Source organism: Cupriavidus sp. Agwp_2, from assembly GCF_040784895.1.
Taxonomy (GTDB): domain Bacteria; phylum Pseudomonadota; class Gammaproteobacteria; order Burkholderiales; family Burkholderiaceae; genus Cupriavidus.
Genome location: NZ_CP088084.1, coordinates 1,029,284 through 1,052,979 on the forward strand (window position 1 = coordinate 1,029,284; position 23,696 = coordinate 1,052,979).

Annotated in this window: 22 protein-coding genes and 1 pseudogene; 11 read left to right on the plus strand and 12 right to left on the minus strand. The window is 68.6% G+C overall.

What is annotated here, in order from left to right; genetic code table 11:
• Positions 1–14: 14 nt before the first annotated feature.
• On the plus strand, positions 15–980 hold the full coding sequence (locus LPA45_RS22440; protein ID WP_317921296.1) for a LysR substrate-binding domain-containing protein: 966 nt from the start codon (positions 15–17) through the stop codon (positions 978–980).
• A gap of 58 nt (positions 981–1,038) precedes the next feature.
• Positions 1,039–1,842, plus strand: coding sequence for a BPL-N domain-containing protein (locus LPA45_RS22445; protein ID WP_116319708.1), 804 nt, complete (start codon positions 1,039–1,041; stop codon positions 1,840–1,842).
• Positions 1,843–1,857: 15 nt separating this feature from the next.
• On the opposite strand, the gene LPA45_RS22450 is transcribed toward LPA45_RS22445, so the two are convergent.
• From LPA45_RS22450 to LPA45_RS22470, 5 genes are all read right to left on the minus strand, one after another.
• Complete coding sequence (locus LPA45_RS22450) at positions 1,858–2,931, minus strand: DUF2955 domain-containing protein (protein WP_116319709.1); 1,074 nt, start codon at positions 2,929–2,931, stop codon at positions 1,858–1,860.
• The gene (locus tag LPA45_RS22455) at positions 2,921–4,060 is read right to left on the minus strand and encodes an HlyD family secretion protein (RefSeq protein WP_116319710.1); all 1,140 of its coding nucleotides are present in this window, start codon (positions 4,058–4,060) and stop codon (positions 2,921–2,923) included. The genes LPA45_RS22450 and LPA45_RS22455 overlap by 11 nt, the downstream gene beginning before the upstream one ends.
• A complete protein-coding gene (locus LPA45_RS22460; protein WP_116319711.1) occupies positions 4,057–5,631 on the minus strand; it encodes an efflux transporter outer membrane subunit in 1,575 nt (524 codons plus the stop codon). Before LPA45_RS22460 ends, LPA45_RS22455 begins: the two co-directional genes overlap by 4 nt.
• A gap of 18 nt (positions 5,632–5,649) precedes the next feature.
• Entirely contained in the window at positions 5,650–6,771 is a 1,122-nt protein-coding gene (locus LPA45_RS22465; RefSeq protein ID WP_116319712.1) for an AI-2E family transporter, read from the minus strand.
• A gap of 157 nt (positions 6,772–6,928) precedes the next feature.
• Positions 6,929–7,369 (minus strand): bacterioferritin, encoded by a 441-nt coding sequence (locus tag LPA45_RS22470; protein WP_116319713.1) that lies wholly within the window; start codon positions 7,367–7,369, stop codon positions 6,929–6,931.
• Positions 7,370–7,614: 245 nt separating this feature from the next.
• Between LPA45_RS22470 and LPA45_RS22475 the strand changes: the two genes are divergently transcribed.
• From LPA45_RS22475 to LPA45_RS22490, 4 genes are all read left to right on the plus strand, one after another.
• Positions 7,615–8,478 carry an adenylate/guanylate cyclase domain-containing protein gene (locus LPA45_RS22475; RefSeq protein WP_116319889.1) on the plus strand — a complete coding sequence of 288 codons (864 nt, stop codon included), beginning with the start codon at positions 7,615–7,617 and terminating at the stop codon, positions 8,476–8,478.
• Positions 8,479–8,681: 203 nt separating this feature from the next.
• Entirely contained in the window at positions 8,682–9,137 is a 456-nt protein-coding gene (locus LPA45_RS22480) for an Ohr family peroxiredoxin (protein WP_317921302.1), read from the plus strand.
• A gap of 138 nt (positions 9,138–9,275) precedes the next feature.
• Positions 9,276–9,737 carry a MarR family winged helix-turn-helix transcriptional regulator gene (locus LPA45_RS22485; RefSeq protein WP_116319715.1) on the plus strand — a complete coding sequence of 154 codons (462 nt, stop codon included), beginning with the start codon at positions 9,276–9,278 and terminating at the stop codon, positions 9,735–9,737.
• A 126-nt stretch (positions 9,738–9,863) separates the two neighbouring features.
• Positions 9,864–11,060 carry an MFS transporter gene (locus LPA45_RS22490; RefSeq protein ID WP_317921303.1) on the plus strand — a complete coding sequence of 399 codons (1,197 nt, stop codon included), beginning with the start codon at positions 9,864–9,866 and terminating at the stop codon, positions 11,058–11,060.
• A 36-nt stretch (positions 11,061–11,096) separates the two neighbouring features.
• Here the strand turns inward: LPA45_RS22490 and LPA45_RS22495 are convergent, their stop codons facing one another.
• The 3 genes from LPA45_RS22495 to LPA45_RS22505 form a co-directional block, all read right to left on the minus strand.
• Positions 11,097–11,861: a GntR family transcriptional regulator gene (locus LPA45_RS22495; RefSeq protein ID WP_317921304.1), complete on the minus strand. Its 765-nt coding sequence runs from the start codon at positions 11,859–11,861 to the stop codon at positions 11,097–11,099.
• 95 nt (positions 11,862–11,956) lie between these two features.
• Positions 11,957–12,949: a CoA ester lyase gene (locus tag LPA45_RS22500; RefSeq protein WP_116319718.1), complete on the minus strand. Its 993-nt coding sequence runs from the start codon at positions 12,947–12,949 to the stop codon at positions 11,957–11,959.
• A gap of 72 nt (positions 12,950–13,021) precedes the next feature.
• Entirely contained in the window at positions 13,022–14,083 is a 1,062-nt protein-coding gene (locus tag LPA45_RS22505; protein WP_116319719.1) for a MaoC family dehydratase, read from the minus strand.
• A 252-nt stretch (positions 14,084–14,335) separates the two neighbouring features.
• On the opposite strand from LPA45_RS22505, the gene LPA45_RS22510 reads away from it, so the two are divergent.
• From LPA45_RS22510 to LPA45_RS22530, 5 genes are read left to right on the plus strand one after another with little or no spacing between them, the layout of a single operon-like run.
• Positions 14,336–15,502 carry an acyl-CoA dehydrogenase family protein gene (locus LPA45_RS22510; protein ID WP_116319720.1) on the plus strand — a complete coding sequence of 389 codons (1,167 nt, stop codon included), beginning with the start codon at positions 14,336–14,338 and terminating at the stop codon, positions 15,500–15,502.
• A gap of 18 nt (positions 15,503–15,520) precedes the next feature.
• Positions 15,521–16,777: a CaiB/BaiF CoA-transferase family protein gene (locus LPA45_RS22515; RefSeq protein ID WP_317921308.1), complete on the plus strand. Its 1,257-nt coding sequence runs from the start codon at positions 15,521–15,523 to the stop codon at positions 16,775–16,777.
• A gap of 44 nt (positions 16,778–16,821) precedes the next feature.
• Positions 16,822–18,054: an acyl-CoA dehydrogenase family protein gene (locus LPA45_RS22520; protein ID WP_116319722.1), complete on the plus strand. Its 1,233-nt coding sequence runs from the start codon at positions 16,822–16,824 to the stop codon at positions 18,052–18,054.
• 47 nt (positions 18,055–18,101) lie between these two features.
• A complete protein-coding gene (locus tag LPA45_RS22525) occupies positions 18,102–19,823 on the plus strand; it encodes a long-chain fatty acid--CoA ligase (RefSeq protein ID WP_317921309.1) in 1,722 nt (573 codons plus the stop codon).
• Positions 19,824–19,863: 40 nt separating this feature from the next.
• Positions 19,864–20,850 (plus strand): tripartite tricarboxylate transporter substrate binding protein, encoded by a 987-nt coding sequence (locus LPA45_RS22530; RefSeq protein WP_317921311.1) that lies wholly within the window; start codon positions 19,864–19,866, stop codon positions 20,848–20,850.
• 102 nt (positions 20,851–20,952) lie between these two features.
• Here the strand turns inward: LPA45_RS22530 and LPA45_RS22535 are convergent.
• The 4 genes and pseudogenes from LPA45_RS22535 to LPA45_RS22550 all read right to left on the minus strand — a co-directional run.
• Positions 20,953–21,339 (minus strand): annotated as a pseudogene (locus LPA45_RS22535) (LysR substrate-binding domain-containing protein); the annotation flags it as partial.
• A gap of 87 nt (positions 21,340–21,426) precedes the next feature.
• On the minus strand, positions 21,427–22,473 hold the full coding sequence (locus tag LPA45_RS22540; protein WP_317921312.1) for a transporter: 1,047 nt from the start codon (positions 22,471–22,473) through the stop codon (positions 21,427–21,429).
• Between the two features lie 93 nt (positions 22,474–22,566).
• Positions 22,567–23,037 (minus strand): DUF2501 domain-containing protein, encoded by a 471-nt coding sequence (locus LPA45_RS22545; protein WP_317921313.1) that lies wholly within the window; start codon positions 23,035–23,037, stop codon positions 22,567–22,569.
• Positions 23,038–23,279: 242 nt separating this feature from the next.
• Positions 23,280–23,621, minus strand: a complete 342-nt coding sequence (locus tag LPA45_RS22550; RefSeq protein ID WP_317921314.1) for a hypothetical protein — start codon at positions 23,619–23,621, stop codon at positions 23,280–23,282.
• Positions 23,622–23,696 lie beyond the last annotated feature (75 nt).

The window sequence follows — 23,696 nt, forward strand, 5'->3', positions numbered from 1 at the left end:
TATAGGCTTTTCTAATGCCTTCGCCAACCTCTCCCGCGCGCGTCTCGTTGCGCCTGCTGCGCTACTTCGCCGCCACGGCGGAAACCGGCAGCACCACCGCAGCGGCGCGGCTGCTGAACGTCTCGCAGCCCTCCATCTCGGTTGCCATCCGCGAACTGGAAGGCTTGTTCGACGAAGCCCTGTTCGCACGCGACGCCGGCACGAAGCTGGCCCTGACGCGCTTCGGCGCGCGCAAGCTCGCGGAAGCGCGTCAGATCCTGGGCGCGGCGACGGCATTCGAGATTGACAAGCGTGGCGACGGCGACGCCGGCGAAGTGCGCATCGGCGTCTTCCGCACGCTGGCGCCGGCCTACCAGCCGGCGGTGCTGCGCGTGGCGCGCGAGCGCTATCCCAGGCTGGCGGTGCGTTTTGTCGAAGGCGACCTGGCCCAGCTCGAAGACTGGCTGCACGGCGGCCAGATCGAACTGGCCCTGACCTATGACGTGGGCCTGCCTGCCGAGATCGGCCGCGAAGTGCTGGCGGAACTGCGGCCCTATGGGCTGGTGCCGGCCGGCTCGAAGCTGGCCCGCGGCAAGGCGGCGATCTCGCTGCACGCGCTGGCGCGCGAGCCGCTGATCCTGATCGACCTGCCGCACAGCCGCGAATTCCTGATGGCGCCGTTCTGGCAATTCGGCCTGCAGCCGGAGGTGCGCTACCGCGCCACGTCGCTGGAGCTGGCGCGCAGCATGGTGGCGAACGGGCTTGGTTCGGCGCTGCTGATCACGCAGGCGCCGGCGTCCGGCCAGTCAGCCAGCGTCGTGGAAAAGCCGATCCTGGAGGAAACTGTGCGCCAGCCGCTGGTGATCGCGCAGGCGGGTACCGGCCAGACGCGCGCGGCGGCGCTGCTGGCGGAATGCGTACGCGAAGCCGTCGGTGAAACCATGGCGGCGCGGGCGGCACCCAGGAAAGCCGGTACTGCGCCAGCGCGCAAACTAAGGTAGAAATCTGGCCAGGGGCACGCGTTGCCTGTGCCACCCCGAACCAATCGCCACGACCAGCATGTCCAAGCCCCAGATCCTGACCTATGTCGACGCCGGCGCCTCCGACTGGACCGCCTGCCTGATGCGCACCATCGGCCACCAGTTGCAGGCCGGCGCCTATGAAATCCGCGCGGTCATGGCCGACGATATCCGCCATGACCGCACGCTGTTCGACGACGCGGTGATGTTCGTGATGCCCGGCGGTGCCGACCTGCCCTACTGCGCGGCGCTCAATGGCGCACCCAACGCACGCATCCGCAGCTTCGTCGAGAGGGGTGGCGTCTACCTCGGCATCTGCGCCGGCGCCTACTACGCGTGCCGCGAACTTGCCTTTCACGCCGGCACGTCCGGTGCGATCTGCGGCGCGCGCGAGTTGCGCTTTGTCGACGCGGTGGCGGTCGGCTCGTTGCCGGACCTCACCGGCGGACGCCTGTACGACGGCACGCCGCGCACCGCCGCCGCCGTGGAGATCCGCACCACCGACCACCTGACACCGGCGCCGGTCTCGCTCTACACGCATTACCACGGCGGCTGCCTGTTCGATTTCGGGGGCGAGCCCGGCCCCGGTACGCAGGTGCTGGCGGTCTACACGGGCATGGCCAGCACCCCGCCCGCCATCGTGGCCGCGCGCGTCGGCTACGGGCGCGCCATCCTGACCGGGGTACACCTGGAGATTTCCGAGCGCGAGTGCAAGGACGCGCTGCGCGGCCACAGCGACATGGATGCGCACGTCCACGTTTGCCACCGGCTGGCCGAGACCGGTGACACCCAGCTGGCGGTCTTCCGCCAGTTGCTGGCGCATGGCGGGCTGGCGCTGGGATAGCAGGCGTCGTCCGTATCAGCGTGCTGCCCGGCGCACCGCGCGCGGCTGGTCCAGCAGTTCGATCATCAGCCAGGCGTACAGCGTGACGCCGATAAACAGCCCCATGCGCACGACAAAGGCGGTATAGACGTCCTTGCCGGCCGCGCTGTCCTGCACCGATTGCCCCAGCAGGATGACCAGCGTCACCAGCGTATTGAGCCAGAAGCCGGGCGCCTGGCGCGTGGGACTGAGCCCGTAGAGCTTGCGCGCCACCAGCAGCGCGAACAGCAGCATCCACAGGAAATACATCCACAGGTGCACGAACAGGCTGAGCGCGCCCCAGAACGCGATCGCCAGCAGGCCGCCGAGCAGGGTCGAGCCCAGCAGTTCGCGGCCCGCGTTGCGCGCGGAGGTGGTGCAGCTCTGCCGGCCCAGGCTGACGGCCTTCATGATGATCGGCATGTAGACGGTGGGATCGGTCATCGTGAGCAGGAAGGCGGGCATCACCACCAGCGCCGCGCGCAGCGCCACCCACGCCGCCAGGTCGTCCGGCAGCGTGCTGGCCGCTGGCGCCGGCGGCGTCCCCGCGGGCTCGGGAAAGAGCCAGTGCCCGATCGCCAGCGCCAGCACCGCCAGCAGCAGCCCCTTGACCAGCGCGGCGATGACCGTCACGGCCAGGCCGAAGTCGAAGGTGCCGGCCGACGAGATCATGGTCAGGCCGACTACCAGGAAGGTCGAGACCAGGTTGTTGCCGCCGCGCAGCCCATCGCGGAATGCCAGGAACAGGCACAGGCCGGTCAGCAGCACGCCGCTCGCCGGGTAGTGGCGCAGCAGGGGAATCAGCAGCAGGCCGCTGCCGGTGGTCAGCATCACCACCAGCGACAGGCCCACGCCGGCCTTGAGGGCCAGCGGACGGTTCATGCTGGCCAGCAGGAACACCGCCAGCACGGGGGCGAGCATCGGGATCGGCAGGCCCAGGCCGAAGCTGGCCGCCAGGCACAACGCGGTGCCGCTGGCCAGGCGCAGCGCGCGCCGTGCGCGCGGCGAAGGTAGCGGCGGTGGTGATGGCGGTGACGGTAGCGGTGCCGGCACGGGGCCGTCAGTAGACATACGACAGCCAGCTCATCAGGTACAGGAAGGCGCGGCCGAGCGGGTTGAGCGGGTTGCCCTCCGTCGGGAACGCCATCACTTCGGCCTGCCCGCCCACGCGCACGCCGCGCAGCGACGACAGCTGCCCCGGATCGAACTCCACCGTCACCGGGAAACGCTGGGCCGGGCGCAGCCAGTCGCGGCTGTTCTGCACCGTCGGCAGGCTGCCGGCCGGCGTGGGGGGGCCGCCGACACTGATGCCGTAGCCGACGCTGCGAACGCGCCCGGTAAAGATCCGCCCTGGCAGCGAATCCAGCACGATCGCCACCGGCGTGCCGGGCACCACGTGGCCAAGGTTGTTCTCGGTCATCTCCGCATTGATCCACACGTCGTGGATGGTAATCAGCGTCATGACCGGATTGCCCGCGGCGGCAAACTGGCCGGTCTCGGTGCGCAGGTCGGTGACCAGCCCGGCCGAGCGCGCGCGCACGCTGGTATTGGCCAGGTCCAGCTCGGCCTTCTCCAGCGCGGTGGCGGCGCTGCGCAGCTTGGCGTTGTCTTCCGCGCTGCCGCCCTCCTGCTCGCGCGCACGCTGCACCTCGGCACGCGCCGCGGCAACCTGGGCGGTGGCGGCTTCCAGGCTGGCGCGCGCGATCTCGAGCCGGCGCAGGGAGATCGTGCCCTGGTCCTCACGGTACAGGCGCTCCAGGCGTTCGCTGTCCTGACGCGCCTTGACCTCGTTGGCGCGCGCCGCGCGCAGCGCCGCCTGCGCCGATTCAATGCCGGCGGTGCTGGCGCCGATCTGCCGGCGCGTCGATTCCAGGTCGGCGCGCGCGCGGTCGACGGCGATCCGGTAGTGCTGCGGGTCGACCTCGAACAGCACCGTGCCAACCGCCACGTCCTGGTTGTTGCGCACCTGGACGCGCGTCACGCGCCCCGAGACCTCCGATGCCACCGGCACCACGAAGGCCTGCACGCGCGCCTGCGAGGTGTACGGCGTAAGCCGGTCGGCCATCAGGTACCACACCAGGCTGACGGCAATCAGCACAAGCACCCAGCGGATGCCTTTCTTTGCCGGATCGGCGGCCGGCGCCGCCGCTGGCGGCGGAGGCGGCGGCGGGACTGCTGCGGGCTGCGGCGCGTCGCTCATCGGGCCTCCGCGTTGGATACCTGCCGTGGTGTCGCAGGAACGCCGGCGCTGGCGGGCACGGCCGGCCGCGCGGCTTCGTCGAACAGATCGCCCCAGTTGGTGCGTTGCTGCATCTGCTGGCGCGTGGCCGGATCGACCAGCGGCAGTTCGCTGTGCCACCCGCCGCCCAGCGCCTTGTACAGCGCGATCAGGTTGCTGACGGCGCTGCTGCGGTTGAGCACGTAGGCGTCCTGCTGGGCCGCCAGCGCACGCTGCGCGTCCAGCACGCGCTGGAAGTCGGAATAGCCCTCGCGGTAGAGCGAATTGGCCAGTGACAGCGAGCGGTTGGCGGCGACGGTGCCGTCGCGCAGGATCTGCTCGCGCTCCAGCGACTTGAGCAGGCTGCTGGCGGCATCGTCCGCTTCGCGCGCGGCCTGCCGCACCGCGTCCTGGTAGGCCACGATCAGCTGCTGCAAGCGCGCATCCTGCACCCGCACGTTGTTGCGGATGCGGCCATAGTCGAACACGTTCCAGCGCAGGCTCGGCCCGCCAACCAGCGCCAGCGCGTTGGGCGTGCCGGCCAGCGTGCTGGCAGACCATACGATGCTGCCCAGCAGAGACACCGACGGGTAGAGATCGGCCTCTGCCACGCCGATCAGCGCGGACTGTGCCGCGATCTGCAGTTCTGCGGCGCGCACATCGGGACGGCGCAGCAGCAGGCTGGCGGGCACGTCCTGCACCACGGCGCGGTCGATCAGTGGCAAGGCCCCTTCCCGCTCCGCCAGGTCGGGCAGCTCCGGCAGCGCGCCGGGCGGATGGCCCGCCAGCACCGCCAGCGCATTGCGCGTACGCAGGATCTGGCCTTCGAACTCGGGGATGCTGCTGAGCGTGCCCAGGTACTGCGTCTTGGCTTGCTGCAGGTCGAGCTCGTCGGTCTCGCCGCTGCGGAACAGGCGCTCGGTGATTTCATAGCTGCGCTGCTGCAGCCGGGCATTGTCGCGCGCGATGCGCAGCCGCGCCTCGGCCGTGCGCAGCGCGAAATAGGTTTCGGCCATCTGGGCGCGCAGCAGGACCAGCACATCCTCGTGGTTGGCGCGCGCCGCGAAATACGCGGCATCGGCCGACTCGATGGCGCGGCTGAAGCGCCCCCAGAAATCCAGCTCCCAGCCAATGTCAAAACCCGCGCTGAACTGCCAGAAGCGGTTGTTCTGCGGGTTGCGCCCGCCGGCCTGGCGGCTGGAGGTATAGAGCACGTCGGTGCTCACCTGCTGCAACTGCGGGTAGCGGCCGCTCTGGGCGATGCCGAGCTGCGCGCGCGCTTCCATCACGCGCAGGCCGGCGATGCGCAGGCCGGCGTTGTTGGCATCGGCCTCGGCGATCAGGCGCTCCAGCGTCGGGTCGTCGAATACCTGCCACCACTGCCGGATGTCGGGCGCCGGGCGCTGCTCAGTGGCACCCTGCAGCGCGGGGCTGTCCCATGACGGCGTCCACGCCTCGCGCTGCGGCTGGAAGTCCGGCCCCACCCGCGCGCACGCGCCCAGGCACAGCGCGCCGGCCAGCAGCATTCCGTTGAGCCGGTTGCGGTCGGGCATGGGGCGAGCCGGCTTACGCTATTCCGCGGTCTGCTCGATGGATTCAGGAACCTGCTGGGTTGGCTGCGGCGGCGGCTGGTCTTCAACCCACTGCCAGAACAACCGGTAGGCCACCGCCAGCATCACGGGTCCGATAAAAAGCCCGATGACACCGCCGGTGACCATCCCGCCCAGCGCGCCAATCAGCACCACCGGCATCGGCACGTCCACGCCGCGGCCGAGCATCAGCGGCTTGAGCACGTTGTCGGCCAGACCCGCAACGAAGGTGTAGATGGCAAAGATGATGGTCGCCAGGCTGGCGCCCTCGGTGGCGAAGACAAAGGCGATCACCGGGATGGTGATCAGCGTCGCCGGCAATTGCATGATGCCGAGCAGCAGCACCGCCAGCGCCAGCAGGCCGGCGCCGGGGATGCCCTTGACCACGAAGGCGACGCCGATCAGCAGCATCTGGATAAAGGCGATGCCTACCACGCCCTGCGCCACGGCGCGGATGGTGGCGGTGCACAGGTCGGCCAGCCGGGGGCCGCGCTCCGGCCCGAACACGCGCGAGGCGATCCGCCTGGCGCTGTGCGTCCCTTCCTCGCCATAGGCCATGATGATGCCGGCGATGATCAGCGCGAACAGCAGGATCAGCAGGGCTACGCCGACGCCGGCGAGCTTGCCCAGCAGCGCCAGGCTGAAGCCCTTGAGTTGCGGCATCAGCTTTTCCATCACCGCGGTCAGGTCAGTGGCCGCCTGCAGCCAGAAATCGTAGAGCCGCTGCCCGACGAGCGGCCACGCGGCGACCGATTCAGCCGGCATCGGGATATGCACGCGGTCGTCCCTGACCATGGCGATGGCGTTCTCCACCGAATCTATCAGTGCCTGGCCCAGCAGGTAGGTCGGCACCAGGATGATGGCAAGGACCAGCACGACGATCAGTGTGGCGACACGCCCGTCGTGGCCTCCCATCCGCGCGCGCAGCCTGACCTGCAGCGGGTAGATGGTCACCGCCAGGATCACGGACCACAGCAACAGGTCGACAAACGGGTGGAAGATCTGAAAGCAGAAGATCGCCAGGACGGCGATCAGCCCGGCCCGGATCAGTACGTCAAGCAACCCGCGGGACAGCGTCTTCTCGGAAATGGGCGTGGGCAACATCGATCGTCTCCCTGCGGTGCAAGTCGCAAAGGTTCACATCGGTACGCCAGCCTTGCGCTGGGCGCCGGCCGCACTCCAGTCTAGGCGAGCCAGCGGGCTCGGGCAACCTTTCCGTCACCCGGGCCACGTGCGTGCCCCGATGCATGCCGCCCCGGGGCTACGTTTGTCCGGGCTTGCGCAGCATCTTCTCGACCTCGCCGGCATGCAGTTCCTCCAGCTGGATCGACTCGCGCGCATATTCTTCCAGCGCCACCGAGCGGCCTTCGACCAGGCCAAGCAACTGGCGGTACAGCTCCAGCGCCTGCCGCTCGTTGGCCAGCGATTCGCGCAGGATGGTGCCGATATCGGTGGTATGGCTGTCCAGCAGCTTGGCGATGCCGAGCGAGGGATAGGCGCCCAGCGTGGTGATCCACTCACCGGCCTGCTGTGCATGCAGCAGCGATTCGTCGGCCTGCTCGCGCAGCCACGACACCACGGGGATGCGGCCGAAACCGAACACCAGGAAGGAATAGTGCGTATAGCGCACAACCCCGGCGAGTTCGGCTTCCAGTATCTGGTTCAGCACCCCGACGACCTTGTCTTTCTCGATTTCCGCCATGGCATCTTCCTCACGGGTTGCAGGGACAAAAGCAGGCTGATTCATTCTAGTCGGCGCCACGCCACACCTGAGCGTTCGCGCACTGGCGGCGAGCGCGTGCGGGCAGCAATCCGGCAGTGGAATTCCTATCATGCAGACGTGGCGCGCCTGAAGTAGCCCGGCGCGGCCCACCCGGAAAACTGACAATCTCGCCGGTGATGCAAAAGGATCCAGGTTCGCCAGCTGACCAATGCGACGGCGCCGTGATGTTCGCGGACATCTGCGACAGCACGCGGCTCTACGACAAGGCCGGCGACGCGGTGGCTCTCGCCGCCATCCGCCATTGCCTGGCGCTGATGAAGACGCGCGCCGCGCAGGCGCAGGGGCGCGTGGTCAAGACTATCGGCGACGAGATCATGGTGCTGTTCCCCGCCGCCGACCAGGCGATGCAGGCGGCACTCGACATGCAGGAAGGCGTGGCCGGGCTGGCGCCAATCGCCGGCATTGCCTTGTCGATCCATATCGGCTTCCATCACGGCCCGATCCTGTCGGACGAAGGCGGCGATGTGTTCGGCGACACGGTCAACCTGGCCGCGCGGCTGGTCAAGCTGGCCTCGCGCGGGCAGATCATCACCAGCAAGCATGCGGTGGAGCAGTTGTCGGCACCGCTGCGGCAGATGACGCGCGCGTTATATCCGATCCAGGTGCGGGGCAAGCACCAGCTGGTGGAACTCTACGAGGCGATCTGGCAACAGAACACCGAGCTGACGCTGGTCGCCCCGGTGGACGTCGCCGCGCGCCGCTCGCTGTTCCTGTCGCTGCGCTACCGCGACACCCTGTTCGAGATGGACGCCACCTCGGCGCCGCTGACCATCGGCCGCGACGCCACCATGAGCATCGTCATCCTGGACCGGCAGGTCTCGCGCTTCCAGGCTACCGTCGAGCCGCGCGGCGGCCGCTTCGTCCTGATCGACCGCAGCTCCAACGGCACCCACGTCCGCATCGACGGCGAAGACAACCTGATGCTGCGCCGCGACGAGATCACGCTGCGGGGCCACGGCTGGATCACGTTCTCGCCGCCCGGCGATGCCGGCCAGGAGGCGATTGAATTCTTTGTCGAAGAAGACTGAGCCCGGCCCTGCACACCTGCAAGATGGCGTGGAAATTCTCCTTGACTTCAGTCGATCCGTATCCCATTATGCTTTCCATCGCATGCGATTGAAACGCTTGCGACAAATCAGCGGAAGCTGCTTATTTTTTACCAATTAATATCGTATACGATGTAATCGCATACGATATCAAAGTCACCACCCTCACCGAAAGGAACCCCACCATGAGCAAGATCGACAAAGTCCTGGCCACCGGCAAGACCTACACCATCCTCAGCGCCGCCGGCAACACGCCCCGCGGCCATGACGGCACCGTTGACATGCGCCTGTCGTCGCCCGGCAGCGAAGCCAACCCGGTCCATGTCTTCAATGGCAGCGATGCGCACCCCACCGCCGAGCGGCTGTTCGCGGCGGCGTGGTCGGCGTGCTATATCAGCGCCGTGGGCCTTGCAGCCAAGGCACACAAGCTGACGCTGCCGGCCGACCTTGCCGTCGAGATCGAGGTGGACCTGGGCCAGACCGGCCGCGAGTACCTGCTGCAGGCCCGCCTGAACGTGCGCATGCCTGGCGTGCCGCACGACGTGGCGACGGCGGTGGCGCATGCCGCTGACGAAATCTGCCCGTACTCCAAGGCCACGCGCGGCAATATCGACGTGGCGATCAACGTCATCACCGGCTGACGCAGGCGCGCGGCCCCGCACCACGCCCGCCAAGGCGCGGTACGGGGCCCAAGAGTCGCATCCGGTTATCGCATCACCGATACAATCGCATACGATTTATAATTCCACGCATCGCCATCCAGACACGGGAGCCAGAGCATGAAAGCCAACGACAAGGCCGCAACCGCGGATCCGAAACTGTCCGATTTCCTGTGCTTCGCGGTCTATTCCGCCAACCTCGCGTTCGGCAAGGCGTACAAGCCCGTCCTCGAACAGCTCGGGCTGACCTACACGCAATACATCACCATCGTGGCGTTGTGGGAAGAAGACGACCAGACCGTGGGCAGCCTCGGCGAAAAGCTTTTCCTGGAATCGAACACCCTGACGCCGATCCTGAAGAAGCTGGAAGCCATGGGCTTCGTCGAACGGCAGCGTGATCCCGAAGACGAGCGCCAGGTGCGGGTCAGCCTGACCCGCAACGGCCGGCGCCTGCGCGAAAAGCGCCTCGAAGGCAGCCTCGCCGATGCCACCGGCCTGACGCCGGACGAATTCGCGCGGCTGCAGAAGGCAGTCGCGACGCTGCGCAACAACCTGGTCCGCTCGGTCAGGTCCGGCGACTGAAAGCGCGCCGGCCGCCCGTCGCGGTCAACAGCGGCAAGGCTCAGTAACCACCGAGCCTTCGCCCCCCTGTCGTTGCGCCTTCCTTGCCCTATCCTTCCAAGAAAAACATCGGGCAAGGTGGGCCGCATGCACGCATTGATCTTTTGCTCCGTGCAGTTCCTGCTGGCGGTCACGTGGACCCTCTACGTGGCGTTCCTGCCGCAACTGGCCGCGCAGGCCGGCATCCCTCGCGCGCACGTCGCGTGGATCCTGGTAATGGACCAGGTGATCTTTGTCGCCATGGACCTGGCACTGGGCATCGCCGCGGACCGTGTCGCCAACGGCATGCGCCGGCTCGGCGGCTGGATCCTGGCGCTGTCGGTGGTTTCCGCGCTGGCGTTCGTGTTGCTGCCGTCCGCTTCCTCACCGCTTCTGCTGCTTGCCCTGACGGCGTTATGGGCCGCCAGCTCTTCGGCGTTGCGCGCGCCGCCCATGGTGATCATCGCGCGGCGGCTGCAAGGATCGGCTTCGTCGTTCCTGGTGGCGGCGTCGCTGCTCGGCATCGGCCTGGCAGGTGCGGTGGCGCCGGTGCTGACGGCGCGGCTGCGCGAGGCCTCCCCGTTGATTCCCTTTGTCGCGGCCAGCGCGGCCCTGGTGCTCGCCGTGATCGCGCTGCGCTGGGTCGAACTGCCGCCGGCATCCCGGCGTGCCGCAGCGGAGCCGCCTGCCAGCATCGGCCTGCGGCGCCTGTGGCTGCTGTTCGCGGCGGTCTGGCTGCTCGCGCTGGGCTTCCAGGTCCACACCGCGATCAATTCGGCGCCTGGCTACCTGCGCTTCGTTGCCAGCGCCGAGCTGGTACGGGTGATGCCGGCGTTCTGGATCGGCTTTGCCCTGTGCGTGCTGCTGCCCGAGACGCCATGGTTGCGCCGTTTTCCTGCTTACGTGCTGCTGCTCGCCGCCTCGGTGCTGGGCGCGCTGGCATTGTCCGGCTTCACTGCCGCCGCGTCGCTGCAGGCGGTACTGGTAGCGCAATGCCTGGCCGGCGGCATGTGGGGCATCATGTTCGGCGCCGCGGCCAATGCCGCGCTGGATGCCGGCCACGTGGGCAGTGAAGGCAGGTTCACCGGACTGGTGTTTGCCGTGCTCGCCATCGCCGCCTTCCTGCGCATTGCCATGGTGGCGTCCGGCGCCGCCAAGGGCGCGGTGCTGGCCAGCCTGTTGCCGTGGGTGCCGGCGCTGGCGTGGAGCGCGGGCGCGCTGCTGCTGGCGCTCTTTGTCGCGGCAAACCTGCCCTATCTCGCCGCACGCACTCACACTTTGCGCCAGCAGGCACGCTCCGGCTAGCGCGAGGAACCCCGCCGTGCAGGCGGTGCCGCCATGCTACGGCTGCACGCGGCTGCGCCGGAGCTGGAACGCCACGGTCACGCGGTCGGCCGGGTAGATGGTGTCGGTGATTTCCAGGATCTTGCCCTGCGCGTCCTTGTAATGCCGGATCAGCCGCAGGCCCGCCGTGCGTGCTTCGGTGCCCAGCTCCTGCGCCAGGTCCCCGTCGATCAGCACACCGTGGATGACCTGCCGGATCTCCGCAATGGCAATCCCGCATTCGCGCTCGATCAGCGCACTGATCAGCACCTGCGGGTTGTCGCGGATGGCCTGCTCCAGGTGCGCCAGCGCGGCATCGATGTAGATCTCCGCATGCGCCACCGGCGTATTGCCCTTGCGCGCGTCGACGCGGGTGCCGCTGAAACGCAGCCATTCGCTGCCCATCGGCGCTTCCAGCAGCCGCGCGTCGGCGCGGTCCAGCGTGACGCGGCGCGACGAGCCGATGCTGCGGACCTCCGTGGCGGCCACGCGCACGAGATCCTCGGCGGTGCCGAACGACTGCGTGTATGCGGCATCGGGGTTGGCGCTCGCGACGATGGTCCCCACCGCCTTCTTGCGCGAGATATAGCCCCAGTCCTGCAGCAGCGCCAGCGCGGCGCGCACCGTGTGGCGGCTGACGCCGTGCTGCCCGGCCAGTTCCGGCTCGGTGGGCAGCAGGCTGCCGACCACGCGGCGGCCCTCCTGGATGTCGCGCACCAGCGTGCTGGCCAGTTCGGCATAGCGGGGCGCCGCGGCGGGCTTGTCCTTCAGTTCGTTGCGCATGGGGTGACGATGGCTGCTTGATGGCGGCTTGGGGCGGGTGGCTCGCAATGGCTGACGCGCATTGTAAGCCACGCGCTGGCCGCCGCCCCGCAGGCTCAGGCGCCGAAGAAGCGCCGTTCGGCTTGCGCCGGCAGCGCCATGCCGGTCACCCTGGCCTTTTCCAGCACCTCCCAGAAATAGCGGTAGGTGGCGCGGTCATGCAGTTCGCCCTGGTACTGGATCGGCCCCCACTCCGCGTCCTGCGCGGCGCACAGGATGCCAGCCGCGTCTTCCACCTCGGCAAAGTCCGGACGCATCGCATCGACGATCGGCAGGATCTGCGCCGGGTAGATGCTCCACATGCGCAGGAAGCCGAACTCGTTGCGCGCACGCGCCGCATCGCCGGCGATGACTGCCGCGTCCTTCAGGTTCAGGCAGACGTTGTGCGCCGGCACGATGCCGTTGGCCAGTGCCGCGGCCACCATGTCGGCCTTGGCGCGCGCCAGCAGCGCGTGCTCGAACTGGCCGGGGCTGCGCATCGCCGCCGCAGGGATGGCGCCGTGGTGGCCGCTGACGAAGTCCATCAGGCCGAAGTCCAGCACTTCGATGTGTGGCAGCGCGGCGATCTCGAACACCTCGCGCAGCGCGCCGTGCGTTTCCACCAGCACGTGGACCGGGATCTCGCGCTGCAGGCCGGCGTTGCGCGCGGCCTGGCCGATGTAGCCGATGACCTCGGCCACCTGGGCGGCACTGGTGGCCTTGGGGATGGTGAGATAGGCCAGGCGCGCACCGGCCTCGCCAACGATGATGTCGACATCCTGGCGCCAGGCCGGATGCGACGGGTCATGGATACGTGCGCCGGCACGGCCGTGCCGGTTGCGCTCCGAAGCGATCATGCGCGCCACCATGGCGGCATGCTCGCGCTCCTGTCCGGCGGCTGCGCCGTCCTCGCAATCGCAGGTCACGTCAAACACGGGACCGTACTCGACCTGCAGGTCGAAGGCTTTGCCGATCAGCTTCTCGCTGCCGGCAAAGTGCTCGCACGCTGCCAGTACGGGGAAGGGCTTCTCGCCGGCAAACAGCGCGTCGCGCGGATGGGTGGTGGTCATGGGTATCTCCTGGTGCAAAGTGCGAATGGGGTAAGCCGGGGGGTGGCCGGGGGTAGGCCGGTGGTAAGCCGCTCAGCGGCCGCGGCGCGGGATGGCGATGGTGTAGTCGAGGTCGAGCACCACGTTGGCCGGATGCGCGGCCTTGCCCTCGCCCGCTGGCGGGAACACCACGGCGGCGGCGGGTGCGTTCTTGATGCCGATGGTGCGCAGGCGCAGCGCGCCGACGTGCGCGAGCCCCAGGTCGGGCTTGTCCAGCACCTGGGTCGCGCACGCGATGGTGTCGCCGGCGTAGGTCGGATTGACATGGCTGCCGCCGTTGATGGCCAGGATCGACAGCGCGTTTTCCAGCCCGTCATGCGACAGCGCCTTGCACAGCGACATCACGTGGCCGCCGTACACCAGCCGCTGGCCGCCCGCCGCCGCCATGGCGAAGCCGTCGAAGTGGGCCCTGGCGGTGTTCTGGTAGAGCCGCGTGGCGATGCTGTGGTCACTGTCGTTGACCGTCATGGCGCCGGGGTGGTCGATCCGTTCGCCCGTCGCATAGTCTTCCCACAGGTCGTCCACGCCGGTCAGCCCGCAGATCTCGCGCACCGCGGGGCCAAGGTCGCCGTGCCAGAGACGCGCCGCCGGCACCACCGGCTCGGTCGCCGGCACCATGGCCTGCCCGCAAGCGGCGCCGTGGTCGCGCTTGTGCACCATGACCCAGCGGATCCAGCTCAGCACCTCGTGCCCATGCTGGTTGCGCGCGGTCGAGCGCACATAGACCACGCCGTTCTTTCGGCTGGAGTTTTCCTTCAGGCCGATGACCTCGCTCTCTACCGCCAGCGTGTCGCCCGGCCAGACGTGCGCCAGGAAGCGCACTTCGGCATAGCCCAGGTTAGCAACCGCGTTCAGCGAAATGTCCGGCACGGTCTTGCCGAAGGCGGTGTTGAACACCAGGAGGTCTTCCAGCGGCCGGCGCGGCAGGCCCAGCTGCGCGGCACAGGTGTCGGCGGTGCCCAGCGCGGTGCGGCTGCCGGTCAGGCCGATATACAGGCTGCGGTCACCTTCCGTCAGCGTGCGCGGCGTGGCATGGCGAATGCGCATGCCCACGCGGAAGTCTTCAAAAAAGTTGCCGGTGCGGTCCTTCTGCATTGTCTTTCCTCGCTCTCCGCCGGGGTCTAACCCCGAATCGATTATGTCCGTACATAGTGTACGGCAAAAACGGGGCTGTCAACTTTCGCCGCGCATACCCCAAAACCTGCCGAATTAAGCCCGATTCAACCCACCTTATTCGGGTGGGTAGCAGCTATCGGGCTTGCCTGCCCACCCGATCTTCGATCTATTATGTACGGACATACACGGAAAACGACGGCGCCACACGGATCGCCTGAAAGGAGTGCAGAAGTGCAAAAACTGACCGAAGAGCGCCGCATGATCCAGGAAGCCGCGCGCCAGTTCACGATGGAGCGCGTGCTGCCCATCGCCAACAAGCTGGATCCCGAAAAAGGCCAGATCCCGCGCGAACTGATCGACGAGATGGCCGGGCTTGGCTACTTCGGCATCCTGATCCCGGAGGAATACGGCGGCCTGGGGCTGGGCGCCTACGAGTACTGCCTGGTGGCCGAGCAACTGTCGCGCGCCTGGATGAGCGTGGGCAGCCTGATCGCGCGCGGCAACGGGCTGATCGGTGCGCTCAAGGGCCTGAGCCCGGAGAAGAAGGCCGAATACCTGCCGCGCATGGCGCGCGGCGAGTTCCTGGGCGCGTTCTCGCTGTCGGAACCCAATGCCGGCTCGGACGTGGCCAATATCGCCTGCCGCGCCGTGCGCGACGGCGACGAATGGGTCATCACCGGCAGCAAGTACTGGTGCACCTTCGCCGACGAGGCCGACTTCATCCTGGTGGTGTGCCGCACCGATCCCGAGATCGATCCGCGTGCGCGCCACCGCGGCCTGTCTGCCTTCATGGTGGAAAAGCCGCGCGGCCGGTTGCCCGAGGGCGTCAAGGGCAGCGTGATCCCCAAGATCGGCTACCACGGCTGGACCACCTGGGAACTGGCCTTCGACGGCTGCCGCGTGCCGGCCTCCAGCATGGTGGGCGAGGAAGGCAAGGCCTTCTACCTCGCCACCGCCGGACTGGAGACCGCGCGCGCCCACACCGCCGCGCGCTCGATCGGGCTGGCCCAGGGCAGCCTGGAAGATTCGCTGCAGTACGCACGCGAGCGCGCGCAGTTCGGCGTGCCGATCGGCAACTTCCAGGCGATCCGCTTCAAGCTGGCCGACATGGCCACGCAGATCGAAGCGGCGCGTGCCCTGCTCTATGCCGTCTGCGAAAAGATCGACGATGGCCAGCGCTGCTCGACCGAGGCCGCCATGGTCAAGCTGTTCGCCAGCGAGATGTCCGAGCGCGTCACCAGCGAGGGCCTGCAGGTCCACGGCGGCGCCGGCTACACCACGCACTTCGCCGCCGAGCGCTACTGGCGCGACGCGCGCCTGACCAAGATCTTCGAAGGCACCTCGGAAATCCAGATGCGCATCATCTCCGACGCGCTGATGGGCAAGGCCGAAGCCTGACCGATGCCGGAGCCTGACATGCAAGCTTCCACGCATTCTGTTGCCGCCAGCGCTGCCACCGCCGCCGGTGGCGCCCTTGCCGGGCTGCGCGTGATCGACCTCACGCAGATGCTGGCCGGCCCGTTCTGCACCCAGATGCTGGCCGACCACGGCGCCGAAGTGATCAAGGTCGAAACCATGGATGGCGACGGCACCCGCGTGACCGGTCCTTTTTGCCAGGACGACGACCTGCGCGGCTACGGCGGCTATTTCCAGAGCGTCAATCGCAACAAGCGCTCGATTGCCGTGGACCTGAAGACCGAGGCCGGCCGCGCGCTGGTACACCGCCTGATCGACGGCGCCGACATCGTGGTCGAGAACTTCCGCGCCGGCGTGATGGAGCGCCTGGGACTGGGCTACGAAACGCTGCGCGCCACCAACCCGCGGCTGGTCTACGGCACCGTGCGCGGCTTCGGCGACCCGCGCAGCGGCGCCAGCCCGTACGCGCGCTGGCCGGCCTATGACGTGGTCGCGCAGGCCATGGGCGGGATGATGGGCATCACCGGTGCCGACCGTGACACGCCGACCAAGATCGGGCCGGGCGTGGGCGACACCATTCCCGCGCTGATGCTGTGCATCGGCATCCTGGCCGCGGTGCACCGCGCCCGCGACACCGGCGAGGGCCAGTTCGTCGACGTTGCCATGACCGACGCGGTGCTGGCGATGTGCGAGCGCATCGTCTACCAGACGTCCTATACCGGCACCGTGCCGGCGCCCGAAGGCAACCGCCATCCGCTGCTGTGCCCGTTCGGGCTGTTCCGCGCGCGCGACGGCCATGTGTCGATCGCCTGTGCCACCGATGCCTTCTGGGAAGCGCTGGCGATCGCCATCGGCCGCCCTGAGATGGGCCGTGACGAGGCCTTCGCCACCAACGCCGCGCGCGTGCGCAACGCGCAGCAGGTTATCGATGCGATCGAGGCCTTCACCTCGGTCCGCACCAAGGAAGAGATCGGCCGGTGCCTGGGCGGCAAGGTGCCGTTCGGCCCGGTCTACACCTCGGCGGAGATCTTCGAGGACGAGCACTACCGCGTGCGCGGCATGCTGGTCGACGTGGAGCAGCCCGGCAGCGCGCAGCCGGTGAAGATCGCCGGCGTGCCGATCAAGCTCAGCCGCACGCCCGGTGCAGTGCGCCGGCGCGCGCCGCTGCTGGGCGAGCACACCGACGAGATCCTGCTGGCCGCCGGCTACGGCCAGGACGAGATCCGGCACCTTCGCGACCACGGCGCCGTGCGCTAGGCGGCGCGGCCATACCCGGCATACCACACCAGGAGAACACCAAGATGGATTTCGAGATCCCGAGCGAATGGGTCGAGTTCGGCGACGCCCTGCTCAAGTTCATTGACCGCGAGGTCGCGGCGCTAGAGCACGAGCACCGCGCGTTGCTGGCCAGCGAGCGCACCGTCTACACCGCCGACGGCCGCTACGCGCCCGAAGTGCTGGCACTGCGCCGCCAGGTGCGCATGCGCTCGGCTGAGCTGGGCTTCTATACCGCACTGAGCGCCGAGTCGCTGGGTGGCGGCGGCCTCGGCCCGCAGGCGGCGGTCTATATCCAGGAGCGCCTGAACGCCCATTGCGGGCCGGAGCGCCACCTGGTGCAGACCGTGGTACTGCCCTCGCCTTTCACCAACGGCCTGTCGCCGGTGCTCAGGCACATGGAGCCCGCGCTGCTGGAGACCGTGCACGGCGAACTGGCCAGCGGCGCGAGCACCATGTGCTTCGGCCTGTCCGAACCCGATGCCGGCTCCGACGTGCTCGGCATGCGCACGCGCGCCGTGCGCGACGGCGACCACTGGGTCATCCACGGCACCAAGCAATGGATCACCAACGCGCCGTATGCCGACTACGCCATGATCTTTGCCATCACCGACGAAGAGCAGGCCCGTGCGCGACGCGGCGGCATCACCGGCTTCTTCCTGCGCACCAATATACCTGGCTTCTCGGTGCCCAGCGTGATCCCGGTGATGGGCCACCTCGGCGCCGACATCGGCATCATCTCGCTGGACAACGTGCGCGTGCCCGACAGCCACCGCCTCGGCCCGGTGGACCGCGGCCTCAGCGTGGCGCTGGACGGCGTCAACGCCGGCCGCCTGAGCATGGCCGCCAGCTGCGTCGGGCTGGCGCAGTGGGCGCTGGACCAGGCGCTGGCCTACGCCAGGGTGCGCAAGACCTTCGGCCAGCCCATCGCCGAGCATCAGGCCGTGCAGATCATGCTGGCAGAAAGCGCGATGGACATCTACGCCGCCAAGTCAATGATCCGGCATTGCGCCTGGCTGGTCGACCACGGCAAGCCCGCCACCAAGGAAGTGTCGATGGTCAAGGCCGCAGCCACCGAGATGGTGGGCCGGGTCTTCGACCGCGCCATGCAGGTCCACGGCGGCATGGGTCTGACCAACGAGCTGCGCCTGGAAGCGGGCTACCGCTGGGCGCGCACCATGCGCATCCCGGACGGCACCTCGGAGATCCAGCGCCGCAATATCGCGCGCCGGCTGCTGGACGGCGACACCGCATTCTGAAAGCCGCCGCGTGCGCGCGGCCACCGCATCCCACAGAGGAGACCTCCATGACCATCGATCCCGCCGGCGACGCAAACATCGTCGCCGCGCCGGCCGGCCCGCTGTCGGCCGGGCCCCGCATCACGCTCGGCGACGTGCCGCGCGTGTTCCATCCGCCGCACACCACCGTGTTCGAGAACCTGGCGCTGTCAGCGAGGCGCTTCCCGGACAAGGTGGCAATCCAGTTCTACCATGGCGCCACCACCTACGCCGCGCTGCTGGCGCAGGCCGAGCGCATGGCCGGCTACCTGCAGCACGCTTGCGGCGTCTATCCCGGTGACCGCGTGGTGCTGTTCAGCCAGAACTGCCCGCAGTTCATCGTTGCCTACTTTGCCATCCTGCGCGCCGGCGCGGTGGTGGTGCCGGCCAATGCCATGCTGCTGGCCGACGAGCTGCGCCACATCGTTACCGACAGCGGCGCGGTCGCGGCCTTTGCCGCCGGCGAGCTGGGCGGCCAGATCGCGCCGCTGCTGGGGCAGACGCCGCTGCGGCACCTGATCGTGCATCACTACGGCGATGCCCTGCCCGGGCATGACGACGACACGCTGGCCATTCCCGACTGGGTGCGCGCGCGCAGCGATGGCGCGGCCTTGCCCGACGGGGCGGTTCACTGGAGGCATGCGATGGCGTGCGCGCTTGCGCCGCATGTCTATGGCAGCACGCCCGACGACCTGTGCATGCTGCCCTATACCTCGGGCACCACCGGCGCGCCCAAGGCCTGCATGCATACGCACCGCACGGTGATGGTGTCGGTGGCGGGCTCGCAGCTGTGGCGGCGTTCGCATGCCGAATCGACTTTCCTGGCGGTGGCACCGATGTTCCACCTGCTTGGGCTGCAGAGCGGCATCAACGCGCCCGTGTACCTGGGTGGCACCATCGTGCTGCTGCCGCGCTGGGACCGGCGCACCGCCGCCCAGCTGATCGCGCGCCACCGCGTCACGTTCTGGGCCGCGCCGCCGCCGATGCTGGTGGAGTTCTTCGCGCAGCCCGGCCTCGAGTCGTTCGAGCTGGGCAGCCTGGCGTGCGTGGTCGGCGGCGGCGCGGCCGTGCCGGACAGCACCGCGCGGCTGATGAAGGAGCGCTACGGGCTGCAGTTCGTCGAAGGTTACGGCCTGACCGAGACGGCGTCGTTCATCATCGCCAACCCGATGGCGGCGCCGCGCACCGGCCACCTGGGCGTGCCGACCTACGGCGTCGACGCACGCGTAATCGACCCGGAGACGCTCGCAGAAGTGCCGCAGGGCGAGGTCGGCGAGATCGTGGTGCACGGCGCGCAGGTGATGCTGGGCTACTGGAACAAGCCTTGCGCCAATGAGGAGAGCTTTATCGCCATCGACGGCAAGCGCTTCTTCCGCACCGGCGACCTGGCCAGCGTCGACGCCGACGGCTACTTCCGCATGCGCGACCGCCTCAAGCGCATGGTCAACGCCTCGGGCTACAAGGTGTGGCCGGCCGAGGTCGAAGCGATCCTGCACACCCACCCCGCCATCCTCGAAGCCTGCGTCATCGCCGCGCGCGACCCGCACCGCGGCGAGACCGTGAAGGCGGTGATCGTGTTGCGCGACGGCGCGCAGCAGGCTTCCGAGTCAGCGCTGATCGACTGGTGCCGGGCCAGCATGGCCAACTACAAGGCACCGCGCATCGTGCAGTTTGTCGAGCGCCTGCCGCGCTCCGCCACCGGCAAGATCGCATGGCGCGAACTGCAGGAGCAGGAAATGACCGGGAGCTGAGGCGCCACGCCGATCCCTCCCTCCTTACAAGGTGAACAAGATGCGCAAACCATTCCTGATTGCGATCGCCACGATCGCCACGATGACCCTTGGCGCCTGGAGCGCCGCATGCAGCGCGCAAGGCTACCCGTCGCGCCCGATCACCATGGTCGTGCCCGCGCCACCGGGCGGCGCCACCGACGCCGTGGCCCGCGCGCTGGCCGAAGACCTTGGCAAACGACTGGGCCAGCCCGTTGTGGTCGACAACAAGGGCGGCGGCAACGGCGTGATCGCGGTCCAGGCCGTGACCCGCGCCGCGCCGGACGGCTATACCCTGCTGCTCACTCACTCCACGCCGCTGGTCAATACGCCGCACCTGTACCGCAACGTTTCGTACGACGCGCGGCGCGACCTGGCATTTATCAGCAAGCTCGCCGTCGGCAAGATCATCCTGGCCGTCCACCGCGACGTGCCGGCCAGGAACGTGCAGGAACTGCTGGCCTGGGCCGCGAAAAACCCCGGCAAGGTCAGCTACGGCTCCTACGGCGTCGGCGCGCTGCCGCACCTGGTCGGCGCCTACTTCAACCAGTCGCGCGGCCTGGACATGGCCCATGTCGCCTACAAGGGCGAAATGCCGATGGTGCAGGACATGATCGGCGGCAACATCGCCTGGGCGGTCGGGTCGATGACCACGCTCGGCCCGCAGGTCCGCAGCGGCCGGATCCGCGCACTGGCGGTGCTTGGCGACAAGCGCATCAGGGAACTGCCCGACGTGCCGACCATGGCCGAGGCCGGCCTGGCGGAGCAGGAGTTGCGCTCGCCGGCCTGGATCGGCCTGTTCGCGCGTGCCGGCACGCCGGCGCCGATCCAGGCAAAGCTGGAAGCCGAAGCGCGCGCCTCGATCCAGTCCCCGGCCATGCGCGCACGGCTCGATGCGCTGTCGCTCGATCCGGCCGGCAGCAGCGGTGCCGAATTCCGGCGCGAGTTCGATACGCAGGAGCCGGTGGTGGCCCGGATGATCAAGGCCACTGGCGTCACGCCTGAGTAGCGCCGGAGTTGGCTGAGCAGTGCCGGCCCGGCTGCGATCCTTGCGCTTTGCGCCAGCAGCGCTCGCAGGGATCGCAAGAGCGCCACCTGACAGGCGCCGCGGCTACGCGCCTTCCGCGTAGCCGCGCAGTCCCGCCACCTGCGCGGCAAACGTGGCCGCGCAGCGCGCGCTGGCGCGCAGGTCTTCGTGCATGGCGACCCACGTATCCATCTGCACGGAAAACTCGCCGCGCAACACCCTGACCAGCCGCGGGTCGCGCGCCGCCAGCGCGGACTGGCACACGCCGATGCCGAACCCGGCGCGGATGGCGCCCAGTTGCGCCAGGTCACTGTCGGGGCGGAAGGCCCTGCGTTCGCAAGGAAACGCCGGAAAGCGCTCCAGCAGGCGGCGGATAAACGGCGTCTCCCGGTCGAAGCCGATCATGGCAAACCCGGCCAGTTCCTCCAGTGACTGCGGCACCGCGTGTGCGGCCAGGTAGCGCTCGTGCGCGGCGGCTGATCGGGCCGATCCGCAAGACGCCGTACGCCGAGGGGATCCGGCACACACTGGCGGCATGCCAGCCCGGCCGGGGCGCACCTAGCCTTGCTGCTTGCGGAACGCCCAGCGCCCCGCCAGCACGGTAAAGCTGGCCACCAGCGCCACCAGCACCCAGAATCCGTGCGGATGCTCGGCCAGCGGGATGCCGCCCACGTTCATGCCAAAGAAGCCGGCCACGATATTGATCGGCAGCGCCAGCACGGTGACCAGCGTCAGCGTGAACAGCGTGCGGTTGGTCTGCTCGTTGAGCTTGGCGGCGATCTCTTCCTGCAGCAACTTGATGCGTTCGACCAGCGCGGCAAGGTCGTTGAGCACCAGCGAGAACTCTTCGGTCGATTCGCGCAGCTCCTGCAGGTCGGTTTCCTGCAGCCACGCCGGCGGCCGGTTCAGCAGCCGGAACAGCGCGCCCGGCTCGGGCGCCAGCAGCCTTTGCAGCCGCACCAGCCCGCGGCGCATCGCGCCGAGGTCGGCCCGGTTGCCCTGCAGGCGCTGCGACAGCAGCTGGTCCTCGATCTGGTCGACGTTCACGCCGGTCTCGCGCACGATCTGCACCAGCACGTCGGCCTGGTCGCGCAGCAGGTGCACCATCAGGTCCAGCGGCGAGCGGAAGGCCTCGCCGTGCCGCACCGCCTCGCGCAGCCGGTCCACCGAGCGTAAAGGCCGCGCCCGCGCCGTGACCAGCAGGCGGTGGTCGGCATGGGCCCACATGGTGGAGATGTCCGTCGATGTGACGCCGAAGTTGTAGATCACATCGTTGACCACGGCCAGCAAGGCGGCGTCCTGCCGCTCGATCCGCGTCGAGCGCGAGCCCTGTCGCAGCGCCTCGAAGTACTCGTCCGGCAACTCCAGGTGCGCTTTCATCCAGCGTTCGCAGGCGCTGTGCGACAGGTTGAAATGCAGCCAGAGGAAGGGGCCGAAGGGGCGAAGGGGCAGCTCGTGCGCGGCATCCTGCGGCGCCTGCTGCAGCCATGCCGCAGCGCCCCGCGAATCGATCTCGCGCACGGCGCCGCCGGGCGCGAACAGGAAACCGCTGACCAGGCCGACCGGGTCCGATCCATAGCCCGCCTCGACAATGCCCGCTTGCATGCCTGCTCCCCCCGTGAAATTTTCCTCGCGCGACGTTATCACGCCGCGATGACAATGTCGGGAAGTGAAGGCGCGGGCGCGTGGCGCGGCTGGTCAGAGCATCGACTTGCCCTGCGCCAGGATCTTGTCGCAGACCTGTTTGGTGACTTCGGCCTTCAGGCCGCTGCTGCTCAGGTCGAGCTTGTTGCCGCCGCTGGTGGACAGGATGCCGCGCGAGCCATCGGTGTAGCCGCTGTCCTGGCTCCCGCCGGACACCGAGCCGAGCAGTTTGTCCTTCACCGCGGAAGTGGCGGCATCGGCGTTCAGGTAGTTGTTTTTCATGCAGAACTCGATCACGCCGGCGGCGTTGCCGGCAGTGCCGGACGTGAGGGATGACAGCGACAGCCCGCCCAGGCCGCCCAGCGCGCTAGCGCCCTGGGTGGCGCCGGTGCCGCCGCCCAGGGGCGTCGATTTCAGCAAGTCGCCGAGTTGCGCATTGGCGATGCCAGACAGGACGAGCAGGGACGCCGGAACGGCGAGCCACGCGGTGCGGCGCACGGTGGCGGCAAGGGAGAAGACGGCCATGGAGAACTCCTTGTGCGGTCATGCCGTGAATGGCCGCACCACTATAGCGCGGGTGGTCCCGGGTCTGATCTGCAGGTTTTTGATTTCTGGCTCCGTCCCTCCGTCCCCCGACCCTCTGCCCGCTCCGTCCCTCTGTCAGCTCCGTCCCTCTGTCAGCCCCGTCCCTCTGTCAGCTCCGTGCCGGGGCCTGCAACACCGTTGCGTCCTCCGGCAGCTGCGCAGGGCCTCCGCTTCCAGCCGCGTCAGCGCTGGCCGGCATCGAAGGCCTTCTGCCAGACGTCGTGGCCCGGCGGATAGACCGCGTCGAAATGCTCGCGCAGCGCGGCAATCTCCTGCACGATCGCGAACGAAAAGCCCTGGCGGCCGCCGCGGTCGTCGAACTGCAGGCCGCTCAGGTACTCCCGGCAGCCGACCGCATCGAACCACTTGGCGGCGACGGTATTGACGATCCGGGGGAAGGCGCGTCCGAGTTCCACCGGCCGCACGGCCTCGGGCAGCTCGGCCATCCAGCGGATGGCCTCGCGGCGCAGTATGGCGTCATCGTCGGTGGGGGTCTTGCGGGGGAATACGGGGTCTTGCGTCAAGGGATTCTCCGGTGCAGCCGGGAGGATAGCCGATTGTGGCCGGACCATGTCAGGTCCGGCCAGCCCGGGCTTTCC

Coding starts and splice junctions, on each gene's coding strand:
- LPA45_RS22480 (WP_317921302.1), top strand. CDS start 8,682: ATGAGCAAGATCGACAAAGTCCTGGCCACCGGCAAGACCTACACCATC.
- LPA45_RS22530 (WP_317921311.1), top strand. CDS start 19,864: ATGCGCAAACCATTCCTGATTGCGATCGCCACGATCGCCACGATGACC.
- LPA45_RS22495 (WP_317921304.1), bottom strand. CDS start 11,861: ATGCGCAACGAACTGAAGGACAAGCCCGCCGCGGCGCCCCGCTATGCC.
- LPA45_RS22440 (WP_317921296.1), top strand. CDS start 15: ATGCCTTCGCCAACCTCTCCCGCGCGCGTCTCGTTGCGCCTGCTGCGC.
- LPA45_RS22470 (WP_116319713.1), bottom strand. CDS start 7,369: ATGGCGGAAATCGAGAAAGACAAGGTCGTCGGGGTGCTGAACCAGATA.
- LPA45_RS22490 (WP_317921303.1), top strand. CDS start 9,864: ATGCACGCATTGATCTTTTGCTCCGTGCAGTTCCTGCTGGCGGTCACG.
- LPA45_RS22505 (WP_116319719.1), bottom strand. CDS start 14,083: ATGCAGAAGGACCGCACCGGCAACTTTTTTGAAGACTTCCGCGTGGGC.
- LPA45_RS22515 (WP_317921308.1), top strand. CDS start 15,521: ATGCAAGCTTCCACGCATTCTGTTGCCGCCAGCGCTGCCACCGCCGCC.
- LPA45_RS22500 (WP_116319718.1), bottom strand. CDS start 12,949: ATGACCACCACCCATCCGCGCGACGCGCTGTTTGCCGGCGAGAAGCCC.
- LPA45_RS22465 (WP_116319712.1), bottom strand. CDS start 6,771: ATGTTGCCCACGCCCATTTCCGAGAAGACGCTGTCCCGCGGGTTGCTT.
- LPA45_RS22455 (WP_116319710.1), bottom strand. CDS start 4,060: ATGAGCGACGCGCCGCAGCCCGCAGCAGTCCCGCCGCCGCCTCCGCCG.
- LPA45_RS22520 (WP_116319722.1), top strand. CDS start 16,822: ATGGATTTCGAGATCCCGAGCGAATGGGTCGAGTTCGGCGACGCCCTG.
- LPA45_RS22525 (WP_317921309.1), top strand. CDS start 18,102: ATGACCATCGATCCCGCCGGCGACGCAAACATCGTCGCCGCGCCGGCC.
- LPA45_RS22485 (WP_116319715.1), top strand. CDS start 9,276: ATGAAAGCCAACGACAAGGCCGCAACCGCGGATCCGAAACTGTCCGAT.
- LPA45_RS22460 (WP_116319711.1), bottom strand. CDS start 5,631: ATGCCCGACCGCAACCGGCTCAACGGAATGCTGCTGGCCGGCGCGCTG.
- LPA45_RS22540 (WP_317921312.1), bottom strand. CDS start 22,473: ATGCAAGCGGGCATTGTCGAGGCGGGCTATGGATCGGACCCGGTCGGC.
- LPA45_RS22475 (WP_116319889.1), top strand. CDS start 7,615: ATGTTCGCGGACATCTGCGACAGCACGCGGCTCTACGACAAGGCCGGC.
- LPA45_RS22450 (WP_116319709.1), bottom strand. CDS start 2,931: ATGTCTACTGACGGCCCCGTGCCGGCACCGCTACCGTCACCGCCATCA.
- LPA45_RS22445 (WP_116319708.1), top strand. CDS start 1,039: ATGTCCAAGCCCCAGATCCTGACCTATGTCGACGCCGGCGCCTCCGAC.
- LPA45_RS22545 (WP_317921313.1), bottom strand. CDS start 23,037: ATGGCCGTCTTCTCCCTTGCCGCCACCGTGCGCCGCACCGCGTGGCTC.